General features: G+C 66.3%; 25 protein-coding genes. 8 read left to right on the top strand and 17 right to left on the bottom strand.

Going from position 1 to position 25911, the window contains the following annotated elements; all coding sequences use genetic code 11:
- The first annotated feature begins 152 nt into the window (after window positions 1–152).
- Both nirB and nirD read left to right on the top strand, forming a co-directional pair.
- Entirely contained in the window at window positions 153–2720 is a 2568-nt protein-coding gene (nirB, locus tag ACZY0B_RS21435; protein WP_463766235.1) for a nitrite reductase large subunit NirB, read from the top strand.
- 14 nt (window positions 2721–2734) lie between these two features.
- Window positions 2735–3091, top strand: a complete 357-nt coding sequence (nirD, locus tag ACZY0B_RS21430; RefSeq protein ID WP_463766234.1) for a nitrite reductase small subunit NirD — start codon at window positions 2735–2737, stop codon at window positions 3089–3091.
- Here nirD and ACZY0B_RS21425 read toward each other — a convergent pair.
- From ACZY0B_RS21425 to ACZY0B_RS21375, 11 genes are all read right to left on the bottom strand, one after another.
- Entirely contained in the window at window positions 3088–3537 is a 450-nt protein-coding gene (locus ACZY0B_RS21425; RefSeq protein ID WP_463766233.1) for a TetR/AcrR family transcriptional regulator, read from the bottom strand. The two genes, nirD and ACZY0B_RS21425, sit on opposite strands and share 4 nt — an antisense overlap.
- Before the next feature lie 24 nt (window positions 3538–3561).
- Window positions 3562–4299: a sirohydrochlorin chelatase gene (locus tag ACZY0B_RS21420; RefSeq protein WP_463766232.1), complete on the bottom strand. Its 738-nt coding sequence runs from the start codon at window positions 4297–4299 to the stop codon at window positions 3562–3564.
- Window positions 4296–5441: a uroporphyrinogen-III synthase gene (locus ACZY0B_RS21415; RefSeq protein ID WP_463766231.1), complete on the bottom strand. Its 1146-nt coding sequence runs from the start codon at window positions 5439–5441 to the stop codon at window positions 4296–4298. The genes ACZY0B_RS21420 and ACZY0B_RS21415 overlap by 4 nt, the downstream gene beginning before the upstream one ends.
- A gap of 77 nt (window positions 5442–5518) precedes the next feature.
- Window positions 5519–6916: a nitrate/nitrite transporter gene (locus ACZY0B_RS21410; RefSeq protein WP_463766230.1), complete on the bottom strand. Its 1398-nt coding sequence runs from the start codon at window positions 6914–6916 to the stop codon at window positions 5519–5521.
- Window positions 6917–7366: 450 nt separating this feature from the next.
- Window positions 7367–8776 carry a nitrate/nitrite transporter gene (locus tag ACZY0B_RS21405; RefSeq protein WP_463766262.1) on the bottom strand — a complete coding sequence of 470 codons (1410 nt, stop codon included), beginning with the start codon at window positions 8774–8776 and terminating at the stop codon, window positions 7367–7369.
- A 247-nt stretch (window positions 8777–9023) separates the two neighbouring features.
- A complete protein-coding gene (locus ACZY0B_RS21400; protein WP_463766229.1) occupies window positions 9024–9569 on the bottom strand; it encodes a GNAT family N-acetyltransferase in 546 nt (181 codons plus the stop codon).
- A 35-nt stretch (window positions 9570–9604) separates the two neighbouring features.
- Complete coding sequence (locus ACZY0B_RS21395; protein WP_463766228.1) at window positions 9605–10522, bottom strand: 5-oxoprolinase/urea amidolyase family protein; 918 nt, start codon at window positions 10520–10522, stop codon at window positions 9605–9607.
- A gap of 14 nt (window positions 10523–10536) precedes the next feature.
- Entirely contained in the window at window positions 10537–11199 is a 663-nt protein-coding gene (locus ACZY0B_RS21390) for a 5-oxoprolinase subunit B family protein (RefSeq protein WP_463766227.1), read from the bottom strand.
- A gap of 102 nt (window positions 11200–11301) precedes the next feature.
- On the bottom strand, window positions 11302–12309 hold the full coding sequence (locus ACZY0B_RS21385) for an ABC transporter substrate-binding protein (RefSeq protein ID WP_463766226.1): 1008 nt from the start codon (window positions 12307–12309) through the stop codon (window positions 11302–11304).
- Between the two features lie 56 nt (window positions 12310–12365).
- Window positions 12366–12950, bottom strand: coding sequence for an acyl-CoA-like ligand-binding transcription factor (locus tag ACZY0B_RS21380; protein ID WP_463766225.1), 585 nt, complete (start codon window positions 12948–12950; stop codon window positions 12366–12368).
- Window positions 12937–14232 (bottom strand): DNA polymerase domain-containing protein, encoded by a 1296-nt coding sequence (locus tag ACZY0B_RS21375; protein ID WP_463766224.1) that lies wholly within the window; start codon window positions 14230–14232, stop codon window positions 12937–12939. The genes ACZY0B_RS21380 and ACZY0B_RS21375 overlap by 14 nt, the downstream gene beginning before the upstream one ends.
- Window positions 14233–14299: 67 nt before the next feature.
- Between ACZY0B_RS21375 and fadD2 the strand changes: the two genes are divergently transcribed.
- The gene (gene fadD2 / locus ACZY0B_RS21370; RefSeq protein WP_463766223.1) at window positions 14300–15979 is read left to right on the top strand and encodes a long-chain-fatty-acid--CoA ligase FadD2; all 1680 of its coding nucleotides are present in this window, start codon (window positions 14300–14302) and stop codon (window positions 15977–15979) included.
- 10 nt (window positions 15980–15989) lie between these two features.
- On the opposite strand, the gene ACZY0B_RS21365 is transcribed toward fadD2, so the two are convergent.
- Window positions 15990–16367 (bottom strand): ATPase, encoded by a 378-nt coding sequence (locus ACZY0B_RS21365; RefSeq protein WP_463766222.1) that lies wholly within the window; start codon window positions 16365–16367, stop codon window positions 15990–15992.
- A gap of 614 nt (window positions 16368–16981) precedes the next feature.
- Between ACZY0B_RS21365 and ACZY0B_RS21360 the strand changes: the two genes are divergently transcribed.
- A complete protein-coding gene (locus ACZY0B_RS21360) occupies window positions 16982–17431 on the top strand; it encodes a hypothetical protein (protein ID WP_463766221.1) in 450 nt (149 codons plus the stop codon).
- Window positions 17432–17600: 169 nt separating this feature from the next.
- Here the strand turns inward: ACZY0B_RS21360 and ACZY0B_RS21355 are convergent, their stop codons facing one another.
- The 4 genes from ACZY0B_RS21355 to ACZY0B_RS21340 are packed head-to-tail and all read right to left on the bottom strand — an operon-like array spanning window position 17601 to window position 22540.
- Complete coding sequence (locus tag ACZY0B_RS21355; RefSeq protein WP_463766220.1) at window positions 17601–19775, bottom strand: acyl-CoA dehydrogenase; 2175 nt, start codon at window positions 19773–19775, stop codon at window positions 17601–17603.
- A 50-nt stretch (window positions 19776–19825) separates the two neighbouring features.
- Window positions 19826–20782, bottom strand: coding sequence for a 2-hydroxyacid dehydrogenase (locus ACZY0B_RS21350; RefSeq protein WP_463766261.1), 957 nt, complete (start codon window positions 20780–20782; stop codon window positions 19826–19828).
- Window positions 20773–21906, bottom strand: coding sequence for an alpha/beta hydrolase family protein (locus ACZY0B_RS21345; protein ID WP_463766219.1), 1134 nt, complete (start codon window positions 21904–21906; stop codon window positions 20773–20775). Before ACZY0B_RS21345 ends, ACZY0B_RS21350 begins: the two co-directional genes overlap by 10 nt.
- 1 nt (window position 21907) lies before the next feature.
- Window positions 21908–22540 carry a TetR/AcrR family transcriptional regulator gene (locus ACZY0B_RS21340; RefSeq protein ID WP_463766260.1) on the bottom strand — a complete coding sequence of 211 codons (633 nt, stop codon included), beginning with the start codon at window positions 22538–22540 and terminating at the stop codon, window positions 21908–21910.
- Between the two features lie 97 nt (window positions 22541–22637).
- Here ACZY0B_RS21340 and ACZY0B_RS21335 point away from each other — a divergent pair, with 97 nt between their 5' ends.
- Entirely contained in the window at window positions 22638–23219 is a 582-nt protein-coding gene (locus ACZY0B_RS21335; RefSeq protein WP_463766218.1) for a VOC family protein, read from the top strand.
- 34 nt (window positions 23220–23253) lie between these two features.
- Window positions 23254–23802, top strand: coding sequence for a hypothetical protein (locus tag ACZY0B_RS21330; RefSeq protein WP_463766217.1), 549 nt, complete (start codon window positions 23254–23256; stop codon window positions 23800–23802).
- On the opposite strand, the gene ACZY0B_RS21325 is transcribed toward ACZY0B_RS21330, so the two are convergent.
- Window positions 23735–24439: a TetR/AcrR family transcriptional regulator gene (locus ACZY0B_RS21325; RefSeq protein ID WP_463766216.1), complete on the bottom strand. Its 705-nt coding sequence runs from the start codon at window positions 24437–24439 to the stop codon at window positions 23735–23737. The genes ACZY0B_RS21330 and ACZY0B_RS21325 overlap by 68 nt on opposite strands.
- Window positions 24440–24513: 74 nt before the next feature.
- Between ACZY0B_RS21325 and ACZY0B_RS21320 the strand changes: the two genes are divergently transcribed.
- A complete protein-coding gene (locus tag ACZY0B_RS21320) occupies window positions 24514–25425 on the top strand; it encodes an oxygenase MpaB family protein (protein ID WP_463766215.1) in 912 nt (303 codons plus the stop codon).
- 160 nt (window positions 25426–25585) lie between these two features.
- On the top strand, window positions 25586–25911 hold a 326-nt coding region (locus tag ACZY0B_RS21315; protein ID WP_463766214.1), incomplete at its 3' end, for a PPE family protein.

Raw genomic sequence — 25911 nt, 5'->3', positions numbered from 1 at the left:
TAAAAACTTGAGTTGACCGCGCTGAAGTTCCATCAGGCCGTTCGCCCGGAGTGAACACACATCACACAGGAAGTTGTGAGGTGTGAGACCCACGTCATACGAGCGATACATTGAGCGTTTTTTCCTTAATTTCTGGCCCCTAATCTCGTGGCATGACCCCAACCCCCGACACGCGCGCGCACTGTGCTGCCCGTCACTTGGTCGTGGTCGGGCATGGCATGGTGGGCCACCGTTTGGTCGAGGCGCTGCGCGCCCGCGACGCCGACGGGTCTTGGCAGATCACCGTTTTGGCCGAAGAGTCGGATGCCGCCTACGACCGCGTGGGCTTGACCTCGTACACCGAAAGCTGGGACCGCGCCCTGCTGGCACTGCCCGGTAACGACTACGCGGGCGACGAGCGGGTGCGGCTGCTGCTCAACGCCCGCGTCGCCGAAATCGACCGCGCGACAAAGGCAGTGGTGACCGCCGACGGCGAACGGCACGACTACGACGCCCTGGTCCTGGCCACCGGCTCCTACGCGTTTGTTCCGCCAGTGCCCGGGCATGACCTCCCCGCGTGCCACGTGTACCGCACCCTGGACGACCTCGACGCCATTCGCGCCGCCGCCGAGAGTGCCCGTGATGGCGGTCACAATGCGGCCGGCGTTGTGATCGGTGGCGGTCTGCTCGGGCTCGAAGCCGCCAATGCGTTGCGGCAGTTCGGATTGGAAACACACGTCGTTGAGATGATGCCGCGGCTGATGGCTCAGCAGATCGACGAGGCTGGCGGCGCGCTGCTGGCCAGGATGATCGGCGAGCTCGGGATTTCGGTGCACGTCGGCACGGGCACCGAATTGATTGAATCCGCCCCGCGTGCGGACGGTTCGATGTCGACGCGGGTACGGCTGACCGACGGCAACGAGATCGACGCCGGCCCGGTAATTTTCGCGGCCGGCATCCGGCCGCGCGACGAGCTGGCCGCGGCGGCCGGTCTGGCGCTCGCGGAGCGCGGCGGCGTGCTCACCAATTTGTCTTGCCGGACAAGCGATCCCGACATATACGCTATCGGCGAGGTTGCCGCGATCGACGGACGGTGCTACGGCCTGGTCGCGCCGGGCTACACCTCCGCAGAGGTCGTGGTGGACCAGCTGCTGGGTGGCGCCGCGGAGTTCCCCGAAGCGGACCTGTCCACCAAGCTCAAGTTGCTCGGCGTCGATGTCGCCAGTTTCGGCGACGCGATGGGCACGACGGAGAACTGTCTCGAGGTCGCCATCAACGACGCGGTGAACCGGACCTACGCCAAGCTGGTGCTGTCCGACGACGCCAAGACGCTGCTCGGTGGGGTGCTCGTCGGTGACGCTTCCACCTATGGGGTGCTGCGCCCCATGGTCGGCAGTGAGCTGCCGGGCGACCCGCTCGCGCTGATCGCACCGGAGGGATCCGGCGGCGGCGCTTCGGCTTTGGGCGTCGGCGCGCTACCGGATTCCGCACAGATCTGCTCCTGCAACAACGTCACCAAGGGCGATCTGAAGTGCGCGATCGCCGATGGTTGCGGTGACGTCGGATCGCTGAAATCGTGCACGGCGGCCGGCACGTCGTGTGGGTCGTGCTTGCCGCTGCTCAAGCAGCTGCTCGAAGCCGAGGGCGTGGAGCAGTCCAAGGCGTTGTGCGAGCACTTCAGCCAGTCGCGCGCGGAGCTTTTCGAGATCATCTCCGCCACCGAGATCCGTACCTTCTCCGGCCTGCTGGAGCGGTTCGGTCGCGGAAGGGGTTGCGACATCTGCAAACCCGTGGTCGCGTCCATCCTTGCCTCGACCGGCTCCGAACACATCCTCGACGGTGAGCAGGCCTCGCTGCAGGATTCCAACGACCACTTCCTGGCCAACATCCAGAAGAACGGCAGCTACTCCGTGGTGCCGCGGGTGCCCGGCGGCGACATCAAGCCCGAGCACCTGATTCTGATCGGCCAGATCGCCCAGGACTTCGGGCTTTACACGAAGATCACCGGCGGCCAGCGGATCGACCTGTTCGGCGCGCGGGTGGACCAGCTACCCCAGATCTGGCAGCGGCTGGTGGACGGCGGGATGGAATCCGGCCACGCCTACGGCAAGTCATTGCGCACCGTGAAGAGCTGCGTGGGCACCGACTGGTGCCGCTACGGCCAGCAGGATTCGGTCCAGCTGGCCATCGACTTGGAGCTGCGCTACCGGGGCCTGCGGGCACCGCACAAGATCAAGATGGGGGTCTCGGGCTGCGCGCGGGAGTGTGCCGAGGCGCGTGGCAAGGACGTGGGCGTCATCGCCACGGAAAACGGCTGGAACCTCTATGTCGGCGGCAACGGCGGCATGACGCCCAAGCATGCCCAGCTGCTGGCGAGTGACCTCGACACCGAGACGCTGGTCCGCTACGTCGACCGGTTCCTCATGTACTACATCCGCACCGCCGACCGGCTGCAGCGCACCGCGCCGTGGGTCGACTCCCTGGACGGCGGTCTCGATCACTTGCGTGAGGTCGTGTGCGAGGACTCCCTCGGACTGGCCGAGGAATTCGAGGCCGCGATGGAGCGGCACGTGGACAACTACAAGTGCGAGTGGAAGGGCGTGCTCGAAGATCCGGACAAGCTCTCGCGGTTTGTCTCCTTCGTCAATGCGCCAGAAGAAGTCGATTCGACTGTGACATTCACCGAGCGCGCCGGGCGCAAAATCCCTGTGTCCATTGGCATGCCACGGGTCCGTTCATGAGTTCAGGAGGAAGCGTGACAATTCTCAACGACGTTGAGGTGTGGACCACCGCGTGCACCTACGACCACCTCATCCCGGGTCGTGGCGTCGGCGTGCTGCTCGACGACGGCTCCCAGGCGGCGCTGTTCCGTCTGGACGACGGGTCGGTGCACGCGCTCGGCAACGTCGACCCGTTCTCCGGTGCGGCCGTCATATCCCGCGGGATCGTCGGCGACCGCGGCGGTCGCGCAGCCGTCCAATCGCCCATCCTCAAGCAGGCTTTCGCGCTCGACGACGGTAGCTGTCTGGACGACCCGCGGGTGTCGGTGCCGGTGTACCAGGTGCGCGTGACCGACGACGGAGAAATCCAGATCGCGCGACTGGCCGCTTAGCCGATATCGCCGACCAGGTACCGCTGCATTGTCGGGCCGATCGCGTCGACGAGCGCGTCCACCGACATGGAGTGCAGCGGCTCCGAGCGCACGCCATAGCGCATGATGCCGAGGCCGACCAGCTGTGAGGCGCACAACGACGCTCGCACGGCGACCTTGTCGGCGCCCAGCATTTTCAGCAGCGGGCCGAAAACCGGTCCGATGAACATGCTTTGCACGACCTCGGCCGTCTTGGCCATCCCCGTGGAAGCGACCGCGCTGGCCGCGAACGGGCCGCCGCCGGCGGCGTCCCACGTGGTGATTAGCATGTAGAGGGTTTGGCGGCCTACCTGGTTCACCCCACCGGTGATGATCCGGTCGATGAATTCCGGTGTGCCGAATGGCAACCGCAGCATCTTCGCGACTGGATCGAGAAGCCCACGCGATGGCTCTTCGCGACGGGGCATGGTGCCAGGATCACCCGTGCGTGATCAAAGATCAAGCATTGCCGGCGTCGGCGCGCCCGCCCGGTAACGGCGCACCGGGTGCCGAGTCGCGACCGGTACCGCCCTGCGGAATCGGCGCGCGATCAACCGGGCCAGCTGTGGGTGAGTCCCCAGCGGCCGGCTGACCAGATCGGCGCCGCAGCCCCGCAGCTTCTCCTGGAACAGGCCGTCGGCCAGCAGATAGGAGGCGATCGCGACGCGACGCGCACCGTCGGCCCTGGCCATATCGACGGCCTCTTCGATATGCGGATCGCCAATGGCCGCAAATCCCAAGCCAACTCGGGACCCGGTCAGCGCGGACAACAGCGTCGCGGTGGTGTGCAGGTCCGCGCGGGCGATGGGATCCGATGTTCCGGCGGCCCCGAGGATCGCCGAATCGCCTGGACGCCAACCGGATTTCATCAACTGGTCAGCGACGATCCGGGCGATCTCCCCATCCGGGCCCAAGGCCGGCGTGACGATGACGTTGGGATGTCCGCTGGCCGCCACATGGGCGGGGACGTCGCTGCGGACGTGGTAGCCGCGGGACAAGAACGCCGGCACCACGACGGCCCGGTGGCCGCCGACCGCGGAAAGCACCTCGCTCGGTGTGGGTCCCAGGACGTCGACGAAGGCAACCCGCACCGTCCGGCCGAGTTGCCTGCTCACCTGCGCCGCCAGGTCGCCGATCATCGCGACACCGCCCGGCCGGCGGGTGCCGTGCGCGGCAAGAATCAGGCTCACAGCGATACCGCCGGTTCGTCGATCGCGAGCCGGTAACCACGCTTGACCACCGTCGCGACAATGCTCTTGTCGCCCAAGGCCGTTCGCAGTCGCAGCACGGCGGTGTCGACGGCGTGTGGGTCGTTGCTGTTGCCGGGCAGTACCCGCAGCAGATCACCGCGGGCGACGACGTCGCCGGGACGGTGTGCCAGAGCGCGCAGCACCGCCATCCCCGATCCGGACAGCGATTGGACCGAACCGTCGACCAGCACGCAGTTTCCGCGGATCTCGATCGCGTGACCCGCGGCCGTCACGTTGCTCGATCCGAGCAGCGGAAGCTTTTCGGCGATGTGACGTGCCAAGGCGCCCAACCGCATTCGTTCGGGTGTCGACGTCGGAATGCCCTTTCGGTGCAACGGCTGCGCCGTCACCGGGCCGACACACATCGCGTGCACATCGGTGCGTAGCGCCTCGATCACCTGGTGTTCGATATTCAAGTCGCGGCTGCGTTCCAGGACTGCCGCCGCGGCGGGTGCGGAGGTGAAGCTGACCGCATCGAATTGGCGTCGCGCGATTCCGGTGACCAGTTGGTCGAAGTTGCCACCCATCGCGGTGGACTTCCATCGGTAGACCCGGATCGGCACGACGTCGGCACCCGCGGCGCGCAAACCCCCGATGAATTCCGGGAACGGGTCCCAGGCGTCGGCGGCGCCGTGCAACTGGACGGCGATACGCGCGCCGGACACTCCCGACTCGAGCAGGTACTTGAGGAGCTCTTGGGAGGATTCGGATTTCGGCGACCACTCCTCGTGCAGGCCGGCCGCGCGCAGCGCGCCGGTCGCTTTCGGTCCGCGGGCCAGGACCCGCGCCTTGGACAGCGACGCGATGAGTTGATTGGACAGGCCCCACCCCTCGGCCGCGGCCAGCCAGCCGCGAAAGCCGATGCCGGTGTGGGCGACCAGGATGTCGGGCGGATCGGCGATCACGGCTTCGGTATTGCTTTGCAGCTCTTCGTCTTCTGGTAGGGCGATCATGTTGATCGCGGCAGCGCTGGAAACCTCGGCACCCTGACGGCTCAGCAACGCGCACAACTCCTCGGAACGGCGCGACGACGTGACCGCTATCCGGTAACCGGTAAGCGGTGGTGAGCCGGGCTGCTCCATACGATCTGTGTATTCCTGTGACGTTTCGGAGGCGTTACCTGACGATTGCTGACGCATTGCCCGGGTTGCGGTGGTGGTCACACTCGGGCGGGTTCTGCTGTGAGAAGCGAATTCGGCGCTTCCGGGCTCTGCGCAGGTCGGCGCACGTACATCAGCCACGTCAAGATCGCCGCGATGACGTAGGAGGCCAGGAACAGCCAATACGCACTCGTCTCGGTGCCGCTGCGCAGGTACGACTCGCGCAGCGCCAAGTTGATTGCGACGCCGCCGAGCGCCCCCACCGCCGAGCAGATGCCGATCAGCGATCCCGATTTCGCGCGCGACCACTGCCGGCACTCCGCCTCGCCGGCATCCAGCGAGCGACTGCGCGCCTCGAAGACCGACGGGATCAATTTGAACACCGAGCCGTTGCCCATTCCCGACAGCACGAACAGCACCATGAACCCGATGACGTAGCCGACCATCGCGGTCGACGTCGTAGTACCGCCGCGGTCGTCGAAGGTGCTGATGGCCACCAGCAGCCCGGCGCCCACAATCATGCCCACGAGGACGCCCAGGGTGACGCGGCTGCCGCTGCGGCGGTCTGCCAGCCTACCGCCGTAGATCCGCGCCAGCGAGCCCAATAGCGGCCCGACAAAGGCGATTTGGGCCGCGTGCAGTGAAGCGTGCGCAGGGCTTTCACCATTGGCCCCGAAGTTGACCTGCAGCACCTGTCCGAAGGCGAAGGAAAAGCCGATCCAGGAGCCGAAAGTGCAGATGTAGAGCAGCGAGATCACCCAGGTGTCGCGGTCGAACAGGATCGAGCGCATGTGGTTGAGCTCGATGCCGTGGTCGAGATTGTCCATGAACAGCGCCGCGGCGATCCCGACCGCCGTGAGCAGCACCAGGTAGACCGCGCACACCCAGTACGGCGCCTGGTGGCCCGCGGTAGCCAGCACCAGCAGGCCAATCAATTGGATCACCGCGACACCGAGGTTGCCGACACCGGCGTTGATCGCCAGCGCGGTGCCCTTGAGCCGCTGCGGATAGAACGCGTTGACGTTGGCCAGCGAGGCCGCATAGTTGCCGCCACCCAGTCCGGTCAGCCCCGCGCACACCACGTACGGCCATAACGGCAGCCCGGGATTGGCCAGCAACACGATGGTCCCGACGGTCGGGATCAGCAGCACGAACGCCGAAAACGTGGTCCAGTTGCGACCGCCGAACTTTGCGATGCCCAGGGTGTAGGGGATGCGCGCGCAGCCGCCGGTCAGCGTGGCAACGGCGCCCAGCAGTAGCTTGTCGCTGGCGTTGAAGCCGTAGACCGACATCGGCATGAACAGCGCCATCACCGACCAGAGGGTCCAGATCGAAAAGGCGACATGGTCGCCGGCCACGGTGCACAGCAGATTGCGGCGGGCGATCTTGTCGTTGCCGGCCGCCCAGGCCGCGGTGTCTTCCGGATTCCAGTCTGTTATGCGGTGGTTGCGGCCCATACGATCTGCACCTTTCGACGAAATCCTCTGGGCGCGTTGAGAAGCCGCCCGCCTGAACCGCGCACCGGCGGCTTCGAGCCAGGCGCCAATCGGCCCGACCCGCAAGAGGGACGAGCTGTTGTGAGTCTGGACTTCAATGCCCTTGTGGGCGCCTCGAATTAAGAGGCATGCCCTGCCGTAGTTCCGATGCTCACATTCAGAACCGAACTGCGTCAACTCAATCCGACCAATATCGCCTGTAAGTTGAATCCGAGTTATCTGGCAAACCCCTGAGGGGTCGTCCGGACCGCAATAATGGCAGCTCAGCCGGGATGATGCCGGGTGATAATCACGCCCGAAGATGGTACGTACTCGACCGTGCCGGGGCGCCTGGGGAATTCGGTGTGAGGTGGCATACATTTCGTGCTATACGGGCTCTCTACCGAATCGGTATGGCAGGTATACCCGCGGCTATACGTGAGCCAATCGGACGGACGATGAAGCCTCTGCCGCGGCCTGGGCGGTGACCTCGAGCGGACGGCGTACGTACATCACCCAGGTCAGTACCGCGGCCGCCACATAGCACAATGTGAAGGCCCAGAACGCCGACGTCGCCGTGCCGCTGTGCAGATACGACTGGCGCAGCGCCAGATTGACGCCGACGCCGCCGAGGGCGCCGATCGCACCGGCAAGTCCGATCAGTGCTCCGGACATGGAACGTGACCACTGCCGGCGCTCCATCTCGCCGATCTGCAGCGAGTGACTGCGCGCCTCGAAGATCGACGGAATCATCTTGTACACCGATCCGTTGCCGATGCCGGATAAGAAGAACAGGGCAACGAACCCGATCACGTAACCGACCATCGTCGCGGCCGGAGTGTGACCGGCGCGATGGCCACCGAAAGTGCTTGCGCTGATCAATATTCCGGCGGCCAGGATCATCGAGCAGAAGACGGCGAGGGTGACCCGCCCGCCACCGATCCGGTCGGCGAGCTTACCGCCGTACACCCGCGATATCGAGCCCAATAATGGGCCCAGGAAAGCGATCTGGGCGGCGTGCAGTGATGCCCGTGCGGTGTTCTCGCCGCTGGCGATGAAGTTCATCTGCAGTACCTGGCCAAACGCGAACGAGAAACCGATGAACGAGCCGAAGGTACCGATGTACAGCAGCGCGATCACCCAGCTATGCGGTTCGCGCAGCACCGCCCGCATGGTGTCCATCTCGATGCGGTACTGCGGCAAATTGTCCATGTACAGCGCGGCCCCGATACCCGCAATCGCCAGCAGCACAAGGTAAATCGCACACACCCAGTACGGCTGCCGGTTACCTGCGGCCGCGATCACCAGCAGTCCGACCAGCTGGATCACCGGCACGCCGAGGTTGCCGCCGCCGGCGTTGACCGCCAACGCCCAGCCCTTCAGGCGTTGTGGGTAGAACGCGTTGATGTTCGTCATCGACGACGCGAAGTTGCCGCCGCCGAGGCCGGCCAGCGCCGCGCACACCAGGTACGGCCACAGCGGTAGCCCGGGGTGGGCCAGTAGCAGCATGGTGCCGACGGTCGGGATCAGCAGCACCAGTGCGGAGAACACGGTCCAGTTGCGTCCGCCGAACTTCGCGGTGGCGAACGTGTAGGGAAATCGCAGGCACGCCCCGACCAGTGTGGCGGTGGCGCCGAGCAAGAACTTGTCCCCGGCGGAGAAGCCGTACACCGACGCCGGCATGAACAGCACCATCACCGACCAGATCGACCAGACCGAGAAGCCGATGTGCTCGGCGGCCACCGACCAGATCAGGTTGCGACGGGCGATCTTGTTGTTGCCCGCCTCCCAGGCCTCCGTGTCTTCGGGGTCCCAGTCCGAAAGGACATGCGAACGGCCCAGCAGGGTTTTCATGGGACTCCAATCGTCATCGCTCTTGGCGATAACGGTAGGAATCCATTGTTGCCCGGGCGCTGTCCGCAATGACCCGGGCGTGAATTTCCGCTCACCCTCTCCAGGCCGGCAGTGTGAGGGCGGTCAATCGGTGTGGCGTACACCACAATAACGGCGGACGACGCAACGGCAACTCACATCGTAGCCGACCGCGCTGTGATGAATCACGCTGAGATGGAGGAGATTTCGAGCACACCTACCACACGTCGCCCGCGCGCCAATCGCACATCAGCTCCGCGGACGTGTCCACGTCGATCAGCACCGGGAAGACGAATATCGTTCCATTGTCGTCGGGGGTGGGTGTTGGACCGGTCGGGGCCAGCACGGACGTCGGGCCAAGCCAGGGCAACCAGCCACGCGACGCATAGAGGCTGCGGGCCTGGATCGTGGAACTCAGCGCGCCCATCTGATAGGCGCCGCGCATCACCTGCTCGATTCCGTCTAGCAGCGCGTGCACCAGCCCCTGGCCGCGGTGGTCCTCCCGTACCGCGACCGCTTCGACATAACCACAGCGCAGCGCGTTGCCCTGGTAGAACAACCGCCGCTGAACCACCGCGGCGTGCGCGATGATCGCGCCGTGCTGCCAGATCAGGGCGTGCATACCGCCCAGCGCGTGCTCCCAGTCGTCCTCGGTGAAATCACCCGCGAAGGCGTCGTTAACCATCTCGCGGACGGCATGCCGAGTATCGCTGTCGAGATCGGCAGTGTGAACGAGGCGTGCGGTGTGTACCTGGGGACGCACACTCCTTGTCTACCAGCCTGGTTGCCAGGCCCGCATCAGGAGAAGGGAGAGTTCACCGAGCCCGGGTGCGACTGGGCGCCCACCGGAGACCGTGGCCGCGCCCAGTGCAGGCGTACCTGCTGACCCGAACGCACCTGGGCGACCTTGTCGATGTCCTCATCGATCACCACGCCGACGACCGGATAACCGCCGGTGATCGGGTGGTCGGGACCCAGGATGACCGGTAATCCGTTGGGCGGCACCTGAATCGCGCCCCGGGTGGCACCTTCGCTGGGCAGCTGCCGGTCGGGGAAGCGGTACTGCAGCGGGCGGCCGACCAACCGCATCCCGACCCGGTCGCTGCGGTCGGATGCCACCCAGTCGGAGTGCACCAGGACATCGGCATCGACGAACCAGTCGTCGCGTGGTCCGGGCACCACCAACAGCTCGACCGGCTCGCCGCCGATGGCCGCCACCGGGGCCTGGTCGAGTTCGGGGTACTCGTCGGTGTGCGCGCCGACCGGCAGTTGGTCCCCGGGGGACAACGGAGACGGCCCGATCGCTGACATCACGTCGTAGCTTCGCGAGCCCAGCACCGGCTGCGCCGATATACCGCCCCGCACCGCCAGGTAGGTCCTCAAGCCCGCCCGCGGGGTGCCCAGCGAAATCACCTGGCCGTCGCGGACATGATGAATGCTGTTGGTGCCGAACTTGATTCCGTTGACCGACGGGTCGGTGTCGGCGCCGGTCACCGCGATGTCCACGTCGCCGCCGTGCACCCGGGCCGCGAAGCCACCGAAGGTCACCTCGACGGTGGCACGGTCGTCGGGGTTGGCGACCAGCCGGTTGGCGAGCTTGTGCGAGCGGCGGTCCGCGGCGCCGGACCGGCCGACGCCGAGGTGGGCCTGCCCGATCCGGCCGAGGTCCTGGACAACGGCGAGTGGTCCGGTGTGCAGAATTTCCAGGGTTGTCACTGCATGCTCCTTGGTTACGCGGCCCGGAATTGAACCCACATCCCCTGCGTCAGCAACGCCGGATCGGATCGCACCAGGTCCCACAGGACCGCGTCGGTGTGACCGATGAGTTGCCAGCCGCCGGGGGATCGGCGCGGGTATATCGCGCTGAATTCACCCGCGAGCGCTACCGAGCCGGCAGGTACCGCGGTCCGCGGCTCGGCGCGGCGCGGCACCCGCAGGCGCGGGTCGCCGTCGACCAGGTACGCGAAACCCGGTGCGAATCCGCTGAATCCGACTCGCCACAACGTCGACGTGTGGGCGTTGATGACCTGTGCGGTCGTCAGCCCGGTGTGGGCGGCGACCTCGGCAAGGTCCGGGCCGTCGTAAACGACGTCGATCGCCACGTCGGCGGTGTGCTCGCCCGGGGCGGCCGTATCGGCTGTGACCCGCAGTTTCCGTAGCCGCTGGCGGATGACGCCCTGATACCGAGGGCCGTCGAGCTTGACCAGCACCGTGCGGGCGGCGGGAACGATGTCGAGCACACCGGGCAACGCCGCCGCGCGCAACGCGTCCGCCCATGCCAATACCTCTGCGGTGCTCCCGCATTGCACCAACAGCGCCTGGTCGCCGTAATCCAGAACGACGTTGCCGACCAGCTCGCTCGACACGTCCGCAGGGAGATCCGTCACGCTCATTACTGAACGGTAACCTCGGAATCGGGGCAGGCGGGAGGGGGCGGCGCCAGATTTTCGAGCACTGCCAGAGCTGCCTTAGCGAATGCTCATAGAGACCGGGGTCTAACCGAGGATCTTGCCGATCTGCGGGGGCAGCTGATCGGCGACCATCGGGTAGCTCAGCACCGATCCGAAAGCGATCGCACCGGCCTGGTCCTTGGTGGTGAACACGTGGCGGTTCTGCCCGGTCGCCTGCGACCCGGCTATCTCGGGGTCGGCCAGCAGCGCCTTCTGCTCGTCGGGACTCTCGGTCGTCCAGATCACCACATCGGCCGAATCGAGCACCGCTTTGATCTGATCACGTGGGATGACGGCGCGGTGATCGGCGACGAAAGGCTTGATGCTGTCGGCGATGACCAGACCCATCTGGTTCAGGAAGTCGGTCTGCCAGCCCGCCGCGGTGGCGACCACGGTGCCGCGGAAGAGGCTGCCCTGCATCAGCAACGCCTTCTTCGTCTTCCATTGCGGATGATTCTGGGCGACGGCGACGAACTGCTTGTCGACGCCATCGATCAGCGTCTTCATCTGGTCGGCCGCAAACACCGCTTGTCCGATCGTGGTGGCCTGGTCCTTCCACGGCTCGAAGAAAGCGTCTCCGCCGGACTGCGCGACGGTCGGGGCGATCGCGGACAGCTTCTGGTAGGTGTCGGCGTCTACGCCGGCATTGATGGCCACGATCAAATCGGGCTTCAGGCCGGCTATCTGGTCGACGGGAATTCCGTTGTCCAGGTTCAACACCACGGGATGCGCGCCACCGAGCTTGGGTTGGGCCCATGGCCACACCGCGAACGGCTGGTCACCGAACCAGTTGGTCACCGCGATCGGCACGACGCCGACCGCGAGCAGGTCGTCTTGCTCGGTGTAGCCCGCGCTGACCACGCGTTTGGGCGGCTGCTTGATGACGGTCTGACCGAAAAGATGGGTGATCGTCACGCCCTCGCCGGCCGGTGTGCCCGGCGTCGGTTTGGGCGACGAGCACCCCGATGAGAGCCCGGTCACGCCCGCTGCGGCGGCGGCCGCAGCGGCACCGGCGAGCTGCAAGAACCCCCGCCGATTCCATCCGTGTCGCATCGCGTGAGAGTATCGCGTCGCCGACCCTGACCTGCATCGCCGCGCGGTTTTACCACTCAGCCCAGCGGCATCCCGGCGTCCACGAAGTCCAGGGCCCGATAGATCGTCTCGGTCGTCGGCGGCGCGCTGTCGAACGCGGCCATCATGGCGCCGGTCAGCGCACCGGCGAACACCCGAACCTCGAAATCGTCTGTGGGACGGCCGATTCGGCGCGCGATCAGCTCGGCCACGACGGTGACGGTGCGGTAGTACTCGTCGTACATGGCCGCCTTGAGCTCGGGTATCGAGAACATCAGCCGCTGCCGGGTGTTCTCGAAATCCAGCTGCTCCGGCGCAAGGCCCGCCATCACTTCGGTGTAGGCCCGGCGGATCGCCTCGGTGGGCGACAGCTCGGGCGGTTGTGCCTCGAAGGCCGCGAAGATCAGCGGGTCCAGATCGTCGGCGAGCAGCAGCGACTCCTTGGACGGGAAGTAGCGGAAGAAGGTGCTGGGCGACACGTCGGCGGCCTCGGCGATCTGCTCGACGGTGGTGGCGGCATAACCGTTCGCGTCGATCAGCCGGAACGCTTCGCGCCTGATGGCCTGGCGGGTCTTGAGCTTCTTGCGCTCCCGCAAACCCAGGGGCTGATCAGTCACCGGCATGGGGCGATTCTCCCGCACCCGCGGCGCCGGGCCGGGAAGCAGGCGGTGTGTATCCCTGCTCGGCCTTGTTCCAAGGGCTGTAATCGGCGATCAGCTCCTCCTGCGGCGGGCGCTGGTCGACCGCCACGTGCTGCAGGTTGATCCGGATCCGGTACCAGATCGAACTCGGCCCGCGCATGCCGTCGACCAGCACGTCGACCGGCTGCAACCGCTCGGCCACGGCGGGGTAGCGGTCGCGCCAGGTGTCCAGCGCGGCCATCGCCTCGTCCTTGGTCTTGGTCCGGGCGATCTCGATGAGCGGCATCGACGACTGGCGCCGGCCGTCGGCACGCTTCCCGGAACCGCGCGGCGCTCGCTCCGGTGGCCCCAGTTCCTCGGCCAGCATCAGCAGCCGGTCCAGCCCGCCGACCGCGTCGTCCATCCCCGCCCACGGGTCGCCGATGTCGGCGAACCGGTCGGGCACGGTGGCGATCGTGAACGCCTCGGGCCGGCAGCCGGCGACCTCGTCCCAATGCAGCGGCGTCGACACCCGGGCATCGGCAGTGGCCCGCACCGAGTAGGCCGACGCAACCGTGCGGTCCTTGGCGTTCTGGTTGAAGTCGACGAACACGCCCTCGCGCTCTTCCTTCCACCAGCGGCTGGTCGCCGACTCGGGCACCCGCCGCTCGACCTCGCGCGCGACGGTCTGGGCGGCCAGCCGGACCTGACGGAACTCCCAGTGCGGGGCGATCCGGGCGTAGATGTGAAAGCCCCGCGACCCGGATGTCTTGGGCCACGCCGTCAGGCCGTAGTCCTCGAGCACCTCGCGGGCCACCAATGCCACGTCGACGATCCGTCGCCACTCGACCCCGGGCATCGGGTCCAGATCGACGCGCAGCTCGTCGGGATGATCGAGGTCGTCGGCCAGCACCGGATGCGGGTTGAGGTCCACGCACCCCAGGTTGATCGCCCACGCCAGCCCGGCGGCGTCGTGGATGACGGCCTCCGCGGCTGACGTGCCGCGCGCGTAGTGGAGTTCGGCGACGTCGACCCAGTCCGGCCGCTTCGTGGGCGCGCGCTTCTGGAACACCGCCTCGGCGGAGATTCCCTTGACGAAGCGCTTCAAGATCATGGGCCGGCCGGCTACCCCCCGCAACGCCCCGTCGGCGACCGAAAGGTAATACCGGACCAGGTCGAGCTTGGTGTAAGGCCCTGTGTCACCGCGGGCTTCGAACACGACTTTGTCGGGATGGGTGATGGTGACCTCGTGCCCGGCAACCTCCAATGGCACCGGACCGGTCATGTGGTCAATCGTAATTCCGCGAAAATTTTCTGGCCGCGTTGCGACCTGCGTCACATATGGTGAGGTTATGCCTAACCTTCCTGGCCTGCCCGGGCAAGCCGTTTCCAAGCTCCAGCAGTACGTCGAACGCGGCGCGGCCGAACTGCATTACGTCCGGAAGATCTACGAGGCGGGTGTGCTCAAGCTAGAGCCGCCGCAGAACTACGCCGCGCTGGCAAGTGACATCGTGAAATGGGGCGAGTTCGGCATGCTGCCCTCGCTCAACGCCCGGCGTACCCCCGACCGCGCGGCGCTCATCGACGAAGACGGCGCTTTCAGCTATCGCGAGCTCGACGAAGCGGCTCACGCGGTGGCCAACGGCCTGATCGACAAGGGCGTCAAGGGCGGCGACGGCGTCGCGATCCTGGCTCGCAACCACCGCTGGTTCGTCATCGCCAATTACGGCGCGGCGCGGGTCGGCGCCCGAATCATCCTGCTCAACAGCGAATTCTCCGGCCCGCAGATCAAAGAGGTCTCCGAGCGCGAGGGCGCCAAGGTCATCATCTATGACGACGAGTACACCGATGCGGTCGGCAAAGCCGAGCCGCCGCTGGGCAAGCTGCGGGCGCTCGGCGTCAACCCGGACAGCGACGAGCCGTCGGGCAGCACCGACGAGACGCTCGCCGATCTGATCAAGCGCAGCAGCTCCCAGCCCGCTCCCAAGGCCAGCAAGCACGCCTCGATCATCATCCTGACCAGCGGGACCACCGGGACGCCCAAGGGGGCTAACCGCAGCACCCCGCCAACCCTGGCCCCCGTCGGCGGCATCCTGTCGCACGTTCCGTTCAAGGCGAACGAGATCACGTCGCTGCCGGCGCCGATGTTCCATGCGCTCGGTTATCTGCACGCCACCATCGCAATGTTCCTGGGCTCCACGCTGGTGCTGCGGCGCAAGTTCAAGCCGCCGCTGGTGCTCGAAGACATCGAGAAGCACAAGGTGACGGCGATGGTCGTGGTGCCGGTGATGTTGTCCCGCATCCTGGACACCCTGGAAAAGATGGACAAGAAGCCCGACCTGTCCAGCCTGAAGATCATCTTCGTGTCCGGATCGCAGTTGGGCGCCGAGCTGGCCAACCGTGCGCTCAAGGACATCGGCCCGGTGGTCTACAACATGTACGGCTCGACGGAGATCGCGTTCGCCACCATCGCCCGGCCCGAGGACCTGGAACGCAACGCATCGACGGTCGGACCTGTTGTCAAGGGCGTCAAGGTCAAGATCCTCGACGACAACGGCAACGAATTGCCCCAGGGCGACGTGGGACGCATCTTCGTCGGCAATGCCTTCCCGTTCGAGGGTTACACCGGCGGTGGGCACAAGCAGATCATCGACGGTCTGATGTCCTCCGGTGACGTCGGCTACTTCGACGAACACGGTCTGCTGTATGTCAGCGGCCGCGACGACGAGATGATCGTCTCGGGCGGCGAGAACGTGTTCCCGGCCGAGGTCGAGGATCTGATCAGCGGGCACGAATCCGTGGTGGAGGCCACCGCGATCGGTGTCGAAGACAAGGAGTGGGGCCACCGGCTGCGCGCGTTCGTGGTCAAGAAGGAAGGCTCCGACGTAGACGCGGACGCCATCAAGCACTACGTGCGCGACCACCTGGCCCGCTACAAGGTTCCGCGCGAAGTGATCTTCCTCGAGGAGCTGCCGCGCAACCCGACCGGCAAGATCCTCAAGCGCGAGCTGCGCGAAATGGAGATCGACTAGCGGGCAGGGCCTAGCGCCGGTCCTGGATGGCCCGGGTGATCTGGTCCGCGAGTTTGGGATCGGCCAAGAGTTGATCGATGAGCGCGGTGAGCACCTCTTGCCCGGTCACCCGGGCGACACCCAGGCGGTCGGCGGCTTCTCGCTGCCAGATGTCGAGGGACCGGTGGGTGGCGGCCGAAAGGTCGACGGTGCGACGGGTCCGCTGGATGCGCGGGGCTTCGGGCCGTGATCGGGATTCCGCGGGCTCGCTGACCATTCGTTGGGGGCGCGGCTGTCGGAAGCCGGTGAGACGTTCGGTAGGCACGGCGTCTTCAGGGGGTGTCGCGGCCGACATCTGCGCACCGAACGCACTGGCGCCGGGCCCGACGTTCCCGGGGTTGAGACTCACTGGTGCGACCGTCCCTCCCGTGGGGTGCAATCAGTAGATCAGTACTTCAGTGCACATTGTCCACTGATTGTCTCACTGACGCCAGCGTAAATCGCGTCGCACAACGTCGGGTGTCACCGGCCGGACGCAACGCAGCGCAGGCATGCGGGGCCGCGACGAGGCGCTCTACCATCAGAAATTCTATGAAGTAGCTGCTGGGAATACGGTTTTTTTGGAAACTGAAGCTGAATGGGCTTTGTTATCCGCGCATACATCTGTCATAATCGAAGGGCGCCGCATCGCGAATGAATGTATGTCGTGTCGGATTTATGGGGATTTACTGAAACTCAAAGATACGTAGTTCAGTACGTCAGTAGATGCCACTTGAAGTGCACAGAGACTGGCCTCAGTGGCTACTGACCTCAGTATCGGCAGAGATCATGAATGGCGCATATAAGTATTTCCAGAAATACGTTCATGCGATACGCAAATGTGAAAGCACATATTCGCTGACGGACTATGAAATGTCGTTCAATTCACAGCACGAATTGCGCCATTTCTATTGTTTGCCCAAGAATTTATGCGTAGCGTTTTGAGGTGTCGGGGAACTGAGGTCTCGAAAGGAGCTCACGACCATGAATACAGTGCGATCGATCCGCGGCGCGGCCGCCGGCGCTGTCGGCGCCGGTGCAGTGGCCGGCGCGATGCTGTTCGGCGGCACCCCCGCGGCACACGCCGCGCCGGCGCCCGCCCCCGTCACAAGTTTCGAAACTGCGGGGCCGCACGGCGGCGCACCGCTTGGCCCTGGCATTCTTCCCGAGCGGCCTGGCGGCGGAGGCGGTCACGGCGGAGGCGGCCACGGTGGTGGCGGCCACGGCGGCTGGGGTCCCGGCGGCGGCCACGGCGCCGACTGGGGTCGCGGCGGGTGGGGTCACGGCGGCGGCTGGGGCCGCGGTGGCGACTGGGATGACGGCGGCTGGGGTCGCGGCGGCTGGGGCGGCCACCCCGGTTGGGGCAACGGCGGCTGGGGGCCCCCTGGGCACGGCTTCTGGGGTTGGGGCAACTGGTGGCGCCCCTGGTGGTGAGCCGCCAAAGTCGCGTGGTCGGTCAGCCTCGTCCTGCCAGAGTTACAGGCTGGCCGACCCGCATTGGGGGGGAACCCACGCCGGTCTGACAATCTCAGGCCGGCGTGGCCCCACCTCAAAAAACGTCCATGCCGACCCGAGACCGGCCTCGGGTCGGCATGGATTTTCTTTACGGGTCGCGGGGCAGGCCCAGCAGTCGCTCAGCGATGATGTTGAGCTGCACCTCCGACGTGCCGCCATAGATGGTGGTGGCACGGCTGGCCAGCAGGTATTCACCCCACTTGCCGGCTAACTCATCGGGGTCGCCGATCACGGCGTCGGTCCCGAATGAGGACACCGCGAATTCCGCGTAGCCCTGGCCGGTACGCATCGACAGCAGCTTGGAGATCGCCGCGGACGGCATGGCGTCGCCGCCGGCCAACGTCAACAGCGTGGAGCGCAGGTTCAGCACCTTGGCGGCGTGCCCTTCGGCGATCAACTGCCCGGCCCGGTGTTGCGCGACCTGATCGAAGTGGCCGTCGCGGACGAACTCGACGAACTGGGGAAGGGTGGCCAGGAAATTCGCGTCGCTGCTTCCGATCGACACCCGCTCCGCTGTCAACGTGTTGCGGCTGACCTCCCAACCCCGGTTGACCTCGCCCAGTACGCACTCGTCGGGCACGAACACGTCGTCGATGTAGACGGTGTTGAACATCGCGTTGCCGGTGAGCTCACGAAGGGGCTTGACCGTCACGCCTTCGCTCTTCATGTCCAGCAGGAAGTAGGTGATGCCGTTGTGCTTGGGCGCCGACGGGTCCGTTCTGGCCAGCAGCGCGCCCCACTGTGAGTACTGCGCGGCGGTGGTCCAGATCTTCTGGCCGGTGATGCGCCAGCCGCCGTCGGTTCGGGTTGCCTTCGTGGACAGCCCGGCCAGGTCCGAACCGGCGCCCGGTTCGGAGAAGAGCTGGCACCAGATCATCTCGCCGCGGAAGGTCGGCGGCAGGAACCGTTGCTTTTGCTCCTCGGTTCCGAACGCGACGATCGACGGGATGATCCACGCGGCGATGCCGACCTGCGGCCGCTTGACCCGCCCGGTGGCGAACTCCTGGGCGATGATGATCTGTTCGACCGGGCCCGACGCCCGGCCCCACGGCGTTGGCAGATACGGCAACACCCAGCCGCCCTCGGCGAGCGCCACGGTGCGCGGCTCGCGATCCATTGCCTTGAGCGCGGTGACCTCGGCGCGGATCTCGTCGCGCAGCTTTTCGGTCTCGGGATCCAGGTCGATATCCACCGCGCGCATCCCGGTGGTGGTCGCGGTGGTGACCACCTTCTGCGGGTAGTACGCGTTGCGGCCGAAGCAGGCGGCCAGCATTAGCGCCCGCCGGTAGTACACGTTTGTGTCGTGCTCCCAGGTGTAGCCGATCCCGCCGTGCACCTGAATGCAGTCCTGCGTGCACCGTTGGGCGGCCGCCGGTGCCAGCGTCGCGGCCACGGCGGCGGCGAACTCCACGTCCGGCGAGGCTTCGTCAATCGCGCGCGCCGCGTCCCATACGGCCGCGGTGGCCCGCTCGGTGTCGGCGATCATCTCCGCGCACTTGTGCTTGATGGCCTGGAATTGGCCGATCGGCCTACCGAACTGCTCCCGGATCTTGGCGTATTCCGCCGCCGTATCGGTCGCCCAGCGGGCCACACCGATCGCCTCCGCGGACAGCAGTGTGGACATCAGTGCGTAGGCGGTGGTCTTGGTCAGGCTGCTCAGCAGGGCGTCGTCGCCGACCTCGACGGCGTCGGCCCGCACGTGCGCGATGGGTCGCAGCGGGTCCAGGCTTTTCACCGGCTCGATCTCGAGCTGGTCGGCGTGCAGCACCACCCACTCGTCGCCGCTGTCGATGGCCACCGGGAGCACCAGCACCGATGCCTGCCCCGCGGCGGGAACCGCGCGGACCTCGCCCCGGATGACCAGCACGTCGCCCTTTCGGGTGGCGGTCAACCCGGAGTCCAGGGCATAGGCGGCAATCGCCGCGCCCGATGCCAGATCGGCGAGCACTTCGGCCTTCGGGTCATCCGAGGCGATCAGCGCACTGGCGATCGCCGACGGCACGAATGGCCCGGGTACGGCGCCGTAGCCGAACTCGGCCAGCACGATGGCCAGCTCGAGGAGGCCGAAGCCCTGCCCGCCGACCGATTCGGACAGGTGAACGCCCTGCAGACCTTGTTCGGCTGCCGCCTGCCAGTACGGCGGCGGGTTCTCGATCGGGGTCTCCATGGCCGCGTGCAGCACCTCTGACGGCGCGACACGCGCCACCAGGGACCGCACCGAGTCCGCCAGGTCTTGATGCTCAGGATTTATTGCGATCGGCATTGGTCGCCTTCCCTTGCGTTCGGGTTCGTTCCGGCCAAGCACTCATCAATCTAATAACCGGTCGGTTGGTTGACCACATTGGCCAGGGGCTCGCCGTCGCGCAGGCGGCGGCAGTTGGCCACGGCCTCGACCAGATAGCGCCGCATCGTGTCGGCGGTGTACCAGCTGACGTGCGGCGTCAGCACCACGTTGTCCAGGTCGAACAGCGGATTGTCCGGCGCCGCCGGCTCGTCCTCGAAAACGTCGAGGCCCGCAGCGGCCAGCCGGCCGTCGCGCAGCGCGCCGACCAGTGCGCCTTCGTCGACGATGGCACCGCGCGACGTGTTGACCAGCACCGCGCTGGGCTTCATCAAGGCGATCGCATCCCGGTTGAGCAGGTGACGGGTGTCAGCCGTCAACGGTAGGTGCAGCGAGACGATGTCGCTAACAGCCAGCAGTTCGGGCAGTGGCCGCCAGCCGGGCCGCCCGTCGTCGCGGGTGCTGGTGTGCACGACGGTGGCCTCCATCGCGCCGACGAAGGCGGCGACCCGCTTGGCGATGTTGCCGTAGCCCACCAGGCCGACGGTGCAGCCGCCGATGTCGCGGACCGTCTCGCCCAGTCCCGGATCGAGCGGCCAGCCGCGCCCGCCCCGGGTGACGCGATCCAGAGCCGGCAACCGGCGCAGCGCGGCGAGCATCAACAGCACCGTTCCTTCCGCCACCGACGGTGCATTGGCTCCCGGCATGTTGGCGACCGCAATGCCGCGCTCGGTCGCGGTCTCGACGTCGATGGTGTTCACGCCGGCGCCGAGTTTGTGCACCAGCCGCAGCCGTGGCCCGCGGCGCAGGTCCGCGCCTGACAACGGTCGTAGTACATGCCAAATCACGTCGGCTTCGGGCAGCTCGCGATAGAAGCCGGTGTCGTCATCCGCGGCGCACCACCGGATATCGAGCCAATCTGCTTCGGCAGCAAGGAAATCGAGGACTTTGTCACCGGGAACGAAGTGGGCGAGAACTTTCAGCGCCACCGCTTGCTGATCCACCTGGCGATGGTATCCGCCTGTTCGCTACGCGCGCCCGGGGTGGTGAAGTAGTGGTCGCTATCGATCGAGACCTGTGACTTGTCGGTGCCGGCGAGCGCGTCGTAGATGCGTTGGGCGTCAGACGGAAACACTCCGGTATCGGCCTCGGCGTTGACCACCAGGGCCGGGCAGCTGATCCGGCCCAGGTGCGGCTCGGCCCGGGTTTGCGCCACCCGCAAACTCCACATGCCCAGCCAGTTCCGCAGGGTGCAGGACGCGGCGATGCCCTGCGCGGACCGGTTGGCCTTGGCCGGTTCACCCGCGTAGCACTGGTTGGGCGCGCGCCTGGTGGGCTCGATGCTGGGATCGACCATGCGGGGATCCGCCCAGGTCCGCATCACCGAGAACGGCCGATCGGAAAACCCTGCGGCGCGAACACGTTTGAGCTCTGTCTCGGCCCAGTCGGTAATGGCGTGATTGCGTGCGGTCTGCGCCGCGCGGTAGCGCGCGATGAACTCCGGCGAATACGGCGGGCCGTTGGCCTCGTTGAACAGGTCGAGGTCGGGATCGGTGGCGACGGGATCGTTTTCATCGACGACGGCCCCGTCCATCCACGCGGTGAGCACCTCGGGGCGTCCGGGGTGGGCCGCGGTCGCCACATAGCCGTCGGCGGGGACCAACTCCGTCAGCCCGGCCGCCGGACGCATCCCCTGCAATGGGGTCACATTCGGGTCGGCGGCCTGCGACTGATAGGCGGCCATCAACGATCCGCCCCCTGAGTTTCCCAGCAGTACAACGGTATCGACGCCCTGTACTTCACGCAGCCAACGCACCCCGACGCCGATGTCGACCAGCGCGTGGTCGAGCAGAAAGTTGGATTCGAAGCCGCGGAACCTGGTGTTCCAGCCGAGAAATCCGATGCCCCGGATCGCCATGTAGTCGGCGAGATAGTGCTCGGAGAAGTCGATTTGATAGTGCGTGGCGATCATCGCCACCTTCGGCTTGCGCCCAACGCCGCGGTGGTAGAGCCCTTGGCACGGATGCCCGCCGGCGCCGGCCCGCCCGGCAGTGCGCGACGGCAGGCCGACGAACTCGCGGACAACGCCTGTACTGCCGCTACTCGGCGTCAATTCAGCGACCTTCCTTCGCGTAGATCGCCCGGTAGTAGATGTTGGCGAGGGTTTGGATGCAGGCTTGGTCGTCGAGCTCGTCGGCCCCGGCCCGGCTGAGCTGGACGTAGCAGAACTGGTTGAACATCGCCACGATCGCCTCGGCGATCAGCTGCGGGTCGTCGCCGGAGCAATAGCCCTTGGTTTGGGCGCGCCGGACCGTCTCGGCGATGAAAGAGATTGGGATATCGCAGATTTCGGACCAGTACTGCGCGAAGTCGTCGTTGACCGTCGCCAGCTGAGACACGCTGATCACCTCGGCGAGCCGGTTGCGATAGGTGTGCCAGTGCGCGGCGGCCGCCTCGTGGGTGCGTTGCCGGTTGGACAGACCGTGGCCGGTGACCGAGCGTGCGCGCTCGTTGGCCTCGTCGCGGAAGCGCAGGGCCCACTGGCGGACCATCGCCTCTTTGGAGTCGTAGTAGTTGTAAAAGGACGCCGGCGAGCGGCCCGCTTCGGCGGCGATGTCGGCGATGGTGGTCGCCAGAATTCCCTTGCGCGCGATGACCGTTCGCGCGGCAGCGTCGATCGCTGCTTGGGTGCGCCTGCCGCGGTGGGTCGGGAACTCGGCCGGCCGGCTGTTGGATTCCGCCGCGATCGACACTTGAGTGTTCCTCCTCTGGAGCAGAACTGAATCTGATGTTAGATTCAGTTTCACATCTTGGCCAGGCCCAACGGTCGATCGGAGCCGCAACGTGATCAAGCCGAACAACACCAACACCGAGTTCGAACTGGGCGGGATCAACCATGTTGCGCTGGTGTGTTCCGACATGGCCCGCACCGTGGACTTCTACAGCAACATCCTCGGCATGCCGTTGATCAAATCGCTTGATCTGCCCGGCGGCGCGGGGCAGCACTTCTTCTTCGATGCCGGCAACGGCGACTGTGTCGCGTTCTTCTGGTTCGCCGACGCGCCCGACCGGGTGCCCGGCATCTCGTCGCCGGCAGCGATACCGGGGATCGGGGACATCACCAGCGCGGTCAGCACGATGAACCATCTCGCCTTTCACGTGCCGGCCGAGAAGTTCGACGCCTACCGCCAGCGACTCAAGGAGAAGGGTGTGCGCGTCGGCCCGATCCTCAACCACGACGAGAGCGAGATGCAGGTCTCAGCCACGGTGCACCCCGGTGTGTACGTGCGTTCGTTCTATTTTCTCGACCCCGACGGCGTCACCCTCGAGTTCGCCTGTTGGGTAAAGGAATTCGGCGCGAGCGACGCCCAGGCTGTTCCCAGGACGGCGGCCGATCGGCGACCGAAGGAGCACGCCGTAACCTAATCGGCGAAACCGTGGCCGACCCGGGGAGTCCGTGATGACCGACGGCATTTTGACCGATGAGCAGATCTCGGCGTTGACGCCCGCGCAGCGCCGAGACCTGATCACGCGCCTAGAGGCACCGCTGCACGAGGTGATCGATCCGGTGCTGCTGTCCCGGATGCGGCGCATCCGATTGGGCCTGATGATCGGTGGCTCGATTGCGATGATCCCTTGGCTGGTCTATCTCTCCCTGACGCTGCCGGACAGTTACATCGCGCGCAATTGGGGTTTGACCTGGGTGGGTTTCGACATTCTGCTGGTCGGATTCATGGCGGCGACAGCGGTTTTCGGTTACTTGCGGCGCCAAATACTGCTGTTTGCGGCATTCACGTCCGGTGTGCTGCTGATCTGCGACGCGTGGTTCGATCTGATGACCGCCGGACCCAACGACATCTGGTTTTCGTTGGTCACGGCGCTGGGGATCGAGGTGCCACTCGCGATTTTCATGATCCGTGGCGCTCAGCGCATCATGCGGCTCACGATGTTGCGTCTGTGGCTCCTGGATCCCGGGATGCGGCTGTGGCAGCTGCCGTTGTTTCCGTGACGCCGTACAGCCTCGGACGAGCGAGTTCGCCGAGCAGCAAGGCGAGCTGATCGACGAGTTGGTCGGGCTCTAGCCGTACGTCGCCGGCCAGCCAGGCGCTGATCATCTGCCCGACGCCGCCCACCGCGAAGTGTGCGCCCGCTTTCATGCTGTCGTTCGCCGGCATCCGCAGCATGTCGCCGGCATGCTGGCCCGCCAGCATGGCGAACAACGCGGTGGATTCGGCGCGCTTGCGCACGATTACGGCATCGGCGAGCTGAGTGCTGAACAGCAGCCGTCCGACCCGGGGGTCACCGGCGATGGTCCGCACGATGTTGGCCATGCCGGCGCGGGCCTGTTCGGGTATCGGCACCGCCGCGACGGCGGCCTGGGTGGTGGCGGCCAGTTCGGCTATCACCCAGTCGAAGACTGCGCCGACGAATCCGTCTCTCTCGCTGAAGCTTTCGTAGAAATAGCGAGGGGTCAGGCCGGCCCGCCCGCAGACCGCGCGAACCGTCAACGCCGAGGCATCCTGCTGGCCCGCGCCCAGCAGGTCCAGGCCGGCGGTCAGCAGCCGCGCGCGTCGTTCGGCCAGTCGCCGGGCCGCCTGGACGCCGCGGTAGGGGCGCTCGCTCGGGGTCTCAGCCATGAGCACCATCTTGACACCGACGCGCCGCCCGGACAATATCAGGAAACACGCGTTATCAGATTCGGGTGCGGAGAGGGTTTCGGATGGCGATTCACGAGGCGGCGGTTCACCGGCCCATTCCACATGTCGAGCGTCCGATGGCCGACCCGCCACGCCCACGGTCGAGCCGGCGGGGACGTCGGGTTGCCAGCGACTATGGCCTGATGGGCGTGGCGCTATTGGCCGGTCCGGCCAACGTGATCATGGAGTTGTCGCGTCCCGGCGTCGGCCACGGCGTAGCGGAGAGCCATGTCGAGAGCGGCCGAATCGACCGCCATCCGATCAAGCGGGCACGCACCACCTTCACCTACATTGCGGTCGCCAACGCCGGGACCGACGCTCAGAAAGACGCGTATCGCCGTGCGGTCAATCGTTCGCACGCGCAGGTCTACACCACGCCGGACAGCCCGGTGCAATACAACGCGTTCGATCCGGACTTGCAGCTGTGGGTGGCGGCTTGCATCTACAAAGGCGGCATCGACGTCTACCGCACCTTTGTCGGCGAGATGGACGAGGACGACGCCGATCGCCTCTACCGCGAGGGCATGACGCTGGGCACCACGTTGCAGGTGCCGCCGGAGATGTGGCCACCGGACCGGGCTGCCTTCGACAAGTACTGGCAGGAGTCGCTGGCCAAGGTGCACATCGATGACACCGTCCGCGAGTTCCTGTATCCGATCGCCGCGTCCCGGGTGCGCGGGGTGCGCCTGCCCCGCCGCCTGCAGGAACCATTGGAGAATTTCAACCTGCTGATCACCACCGGCTTTCTGCCGCAACGGTTTCGCGACGAGATGCGGCTGCCCTGGGATGCCGCCAAGCAACGGCGGTTCGACCGGCTGATGGCGGTACTGGGGGCGGTGAACCGGATGCTGCCACGGATCATCCGGCAGTTCCCGTTCAACCTGATGCTCTGGGACCTGGACCGCCGGATCAGGACGGGGCGCCCGTTGGTCTAGCGGGTCCCATCGGGGGCCTCGGCTCCCGTATTGATAACGATAATCGTTTTCAGTAAGCTCTCGGCAACCCTTTAGCCTTCCCAGCCCAGGAGTTGCCGGTGATGACGTTGCCTGCCGCGACCACCCAGCCGTTCACATATGTCAGCGGGGACGTCCCACGATGACCGCGCCGATTTGGATGGCCTCACCACCGGAGCTGCACTCGGCGTTGCTGAGCAGTGGCCCCGGGCCCGCATCGCTGTTCGCCGCAGCCGCCACGTGGAGCTCAATGAGCGCCGAATATGCTTCGGCGGCAGAGGAACTCAGCGGCATCCTGGCGTCGACGCAGGCCGGGGCATGGCAGGGGCCGAGCGCCGAGTCCTACGTGGCGGCGCATACCCCGTATCTGGCGTGGTTGACGCAGGCCAGCGCGCACAGCGCCGCGGCGGCCGCACAGCATGAGACGGCGGGCACTGCCTACACGGCGGCGGTGGCGGCGATGCCGAC

The sequence above is a fragment of the Mycobacterium sp. IDUB_19 genome (assembly GCF_055419445.1).
The sequence above is the reverse complement of the archived record's forward strand: the minus strand, read 5'-3'. Positions and strand labels throughout refer to the sequence as shown.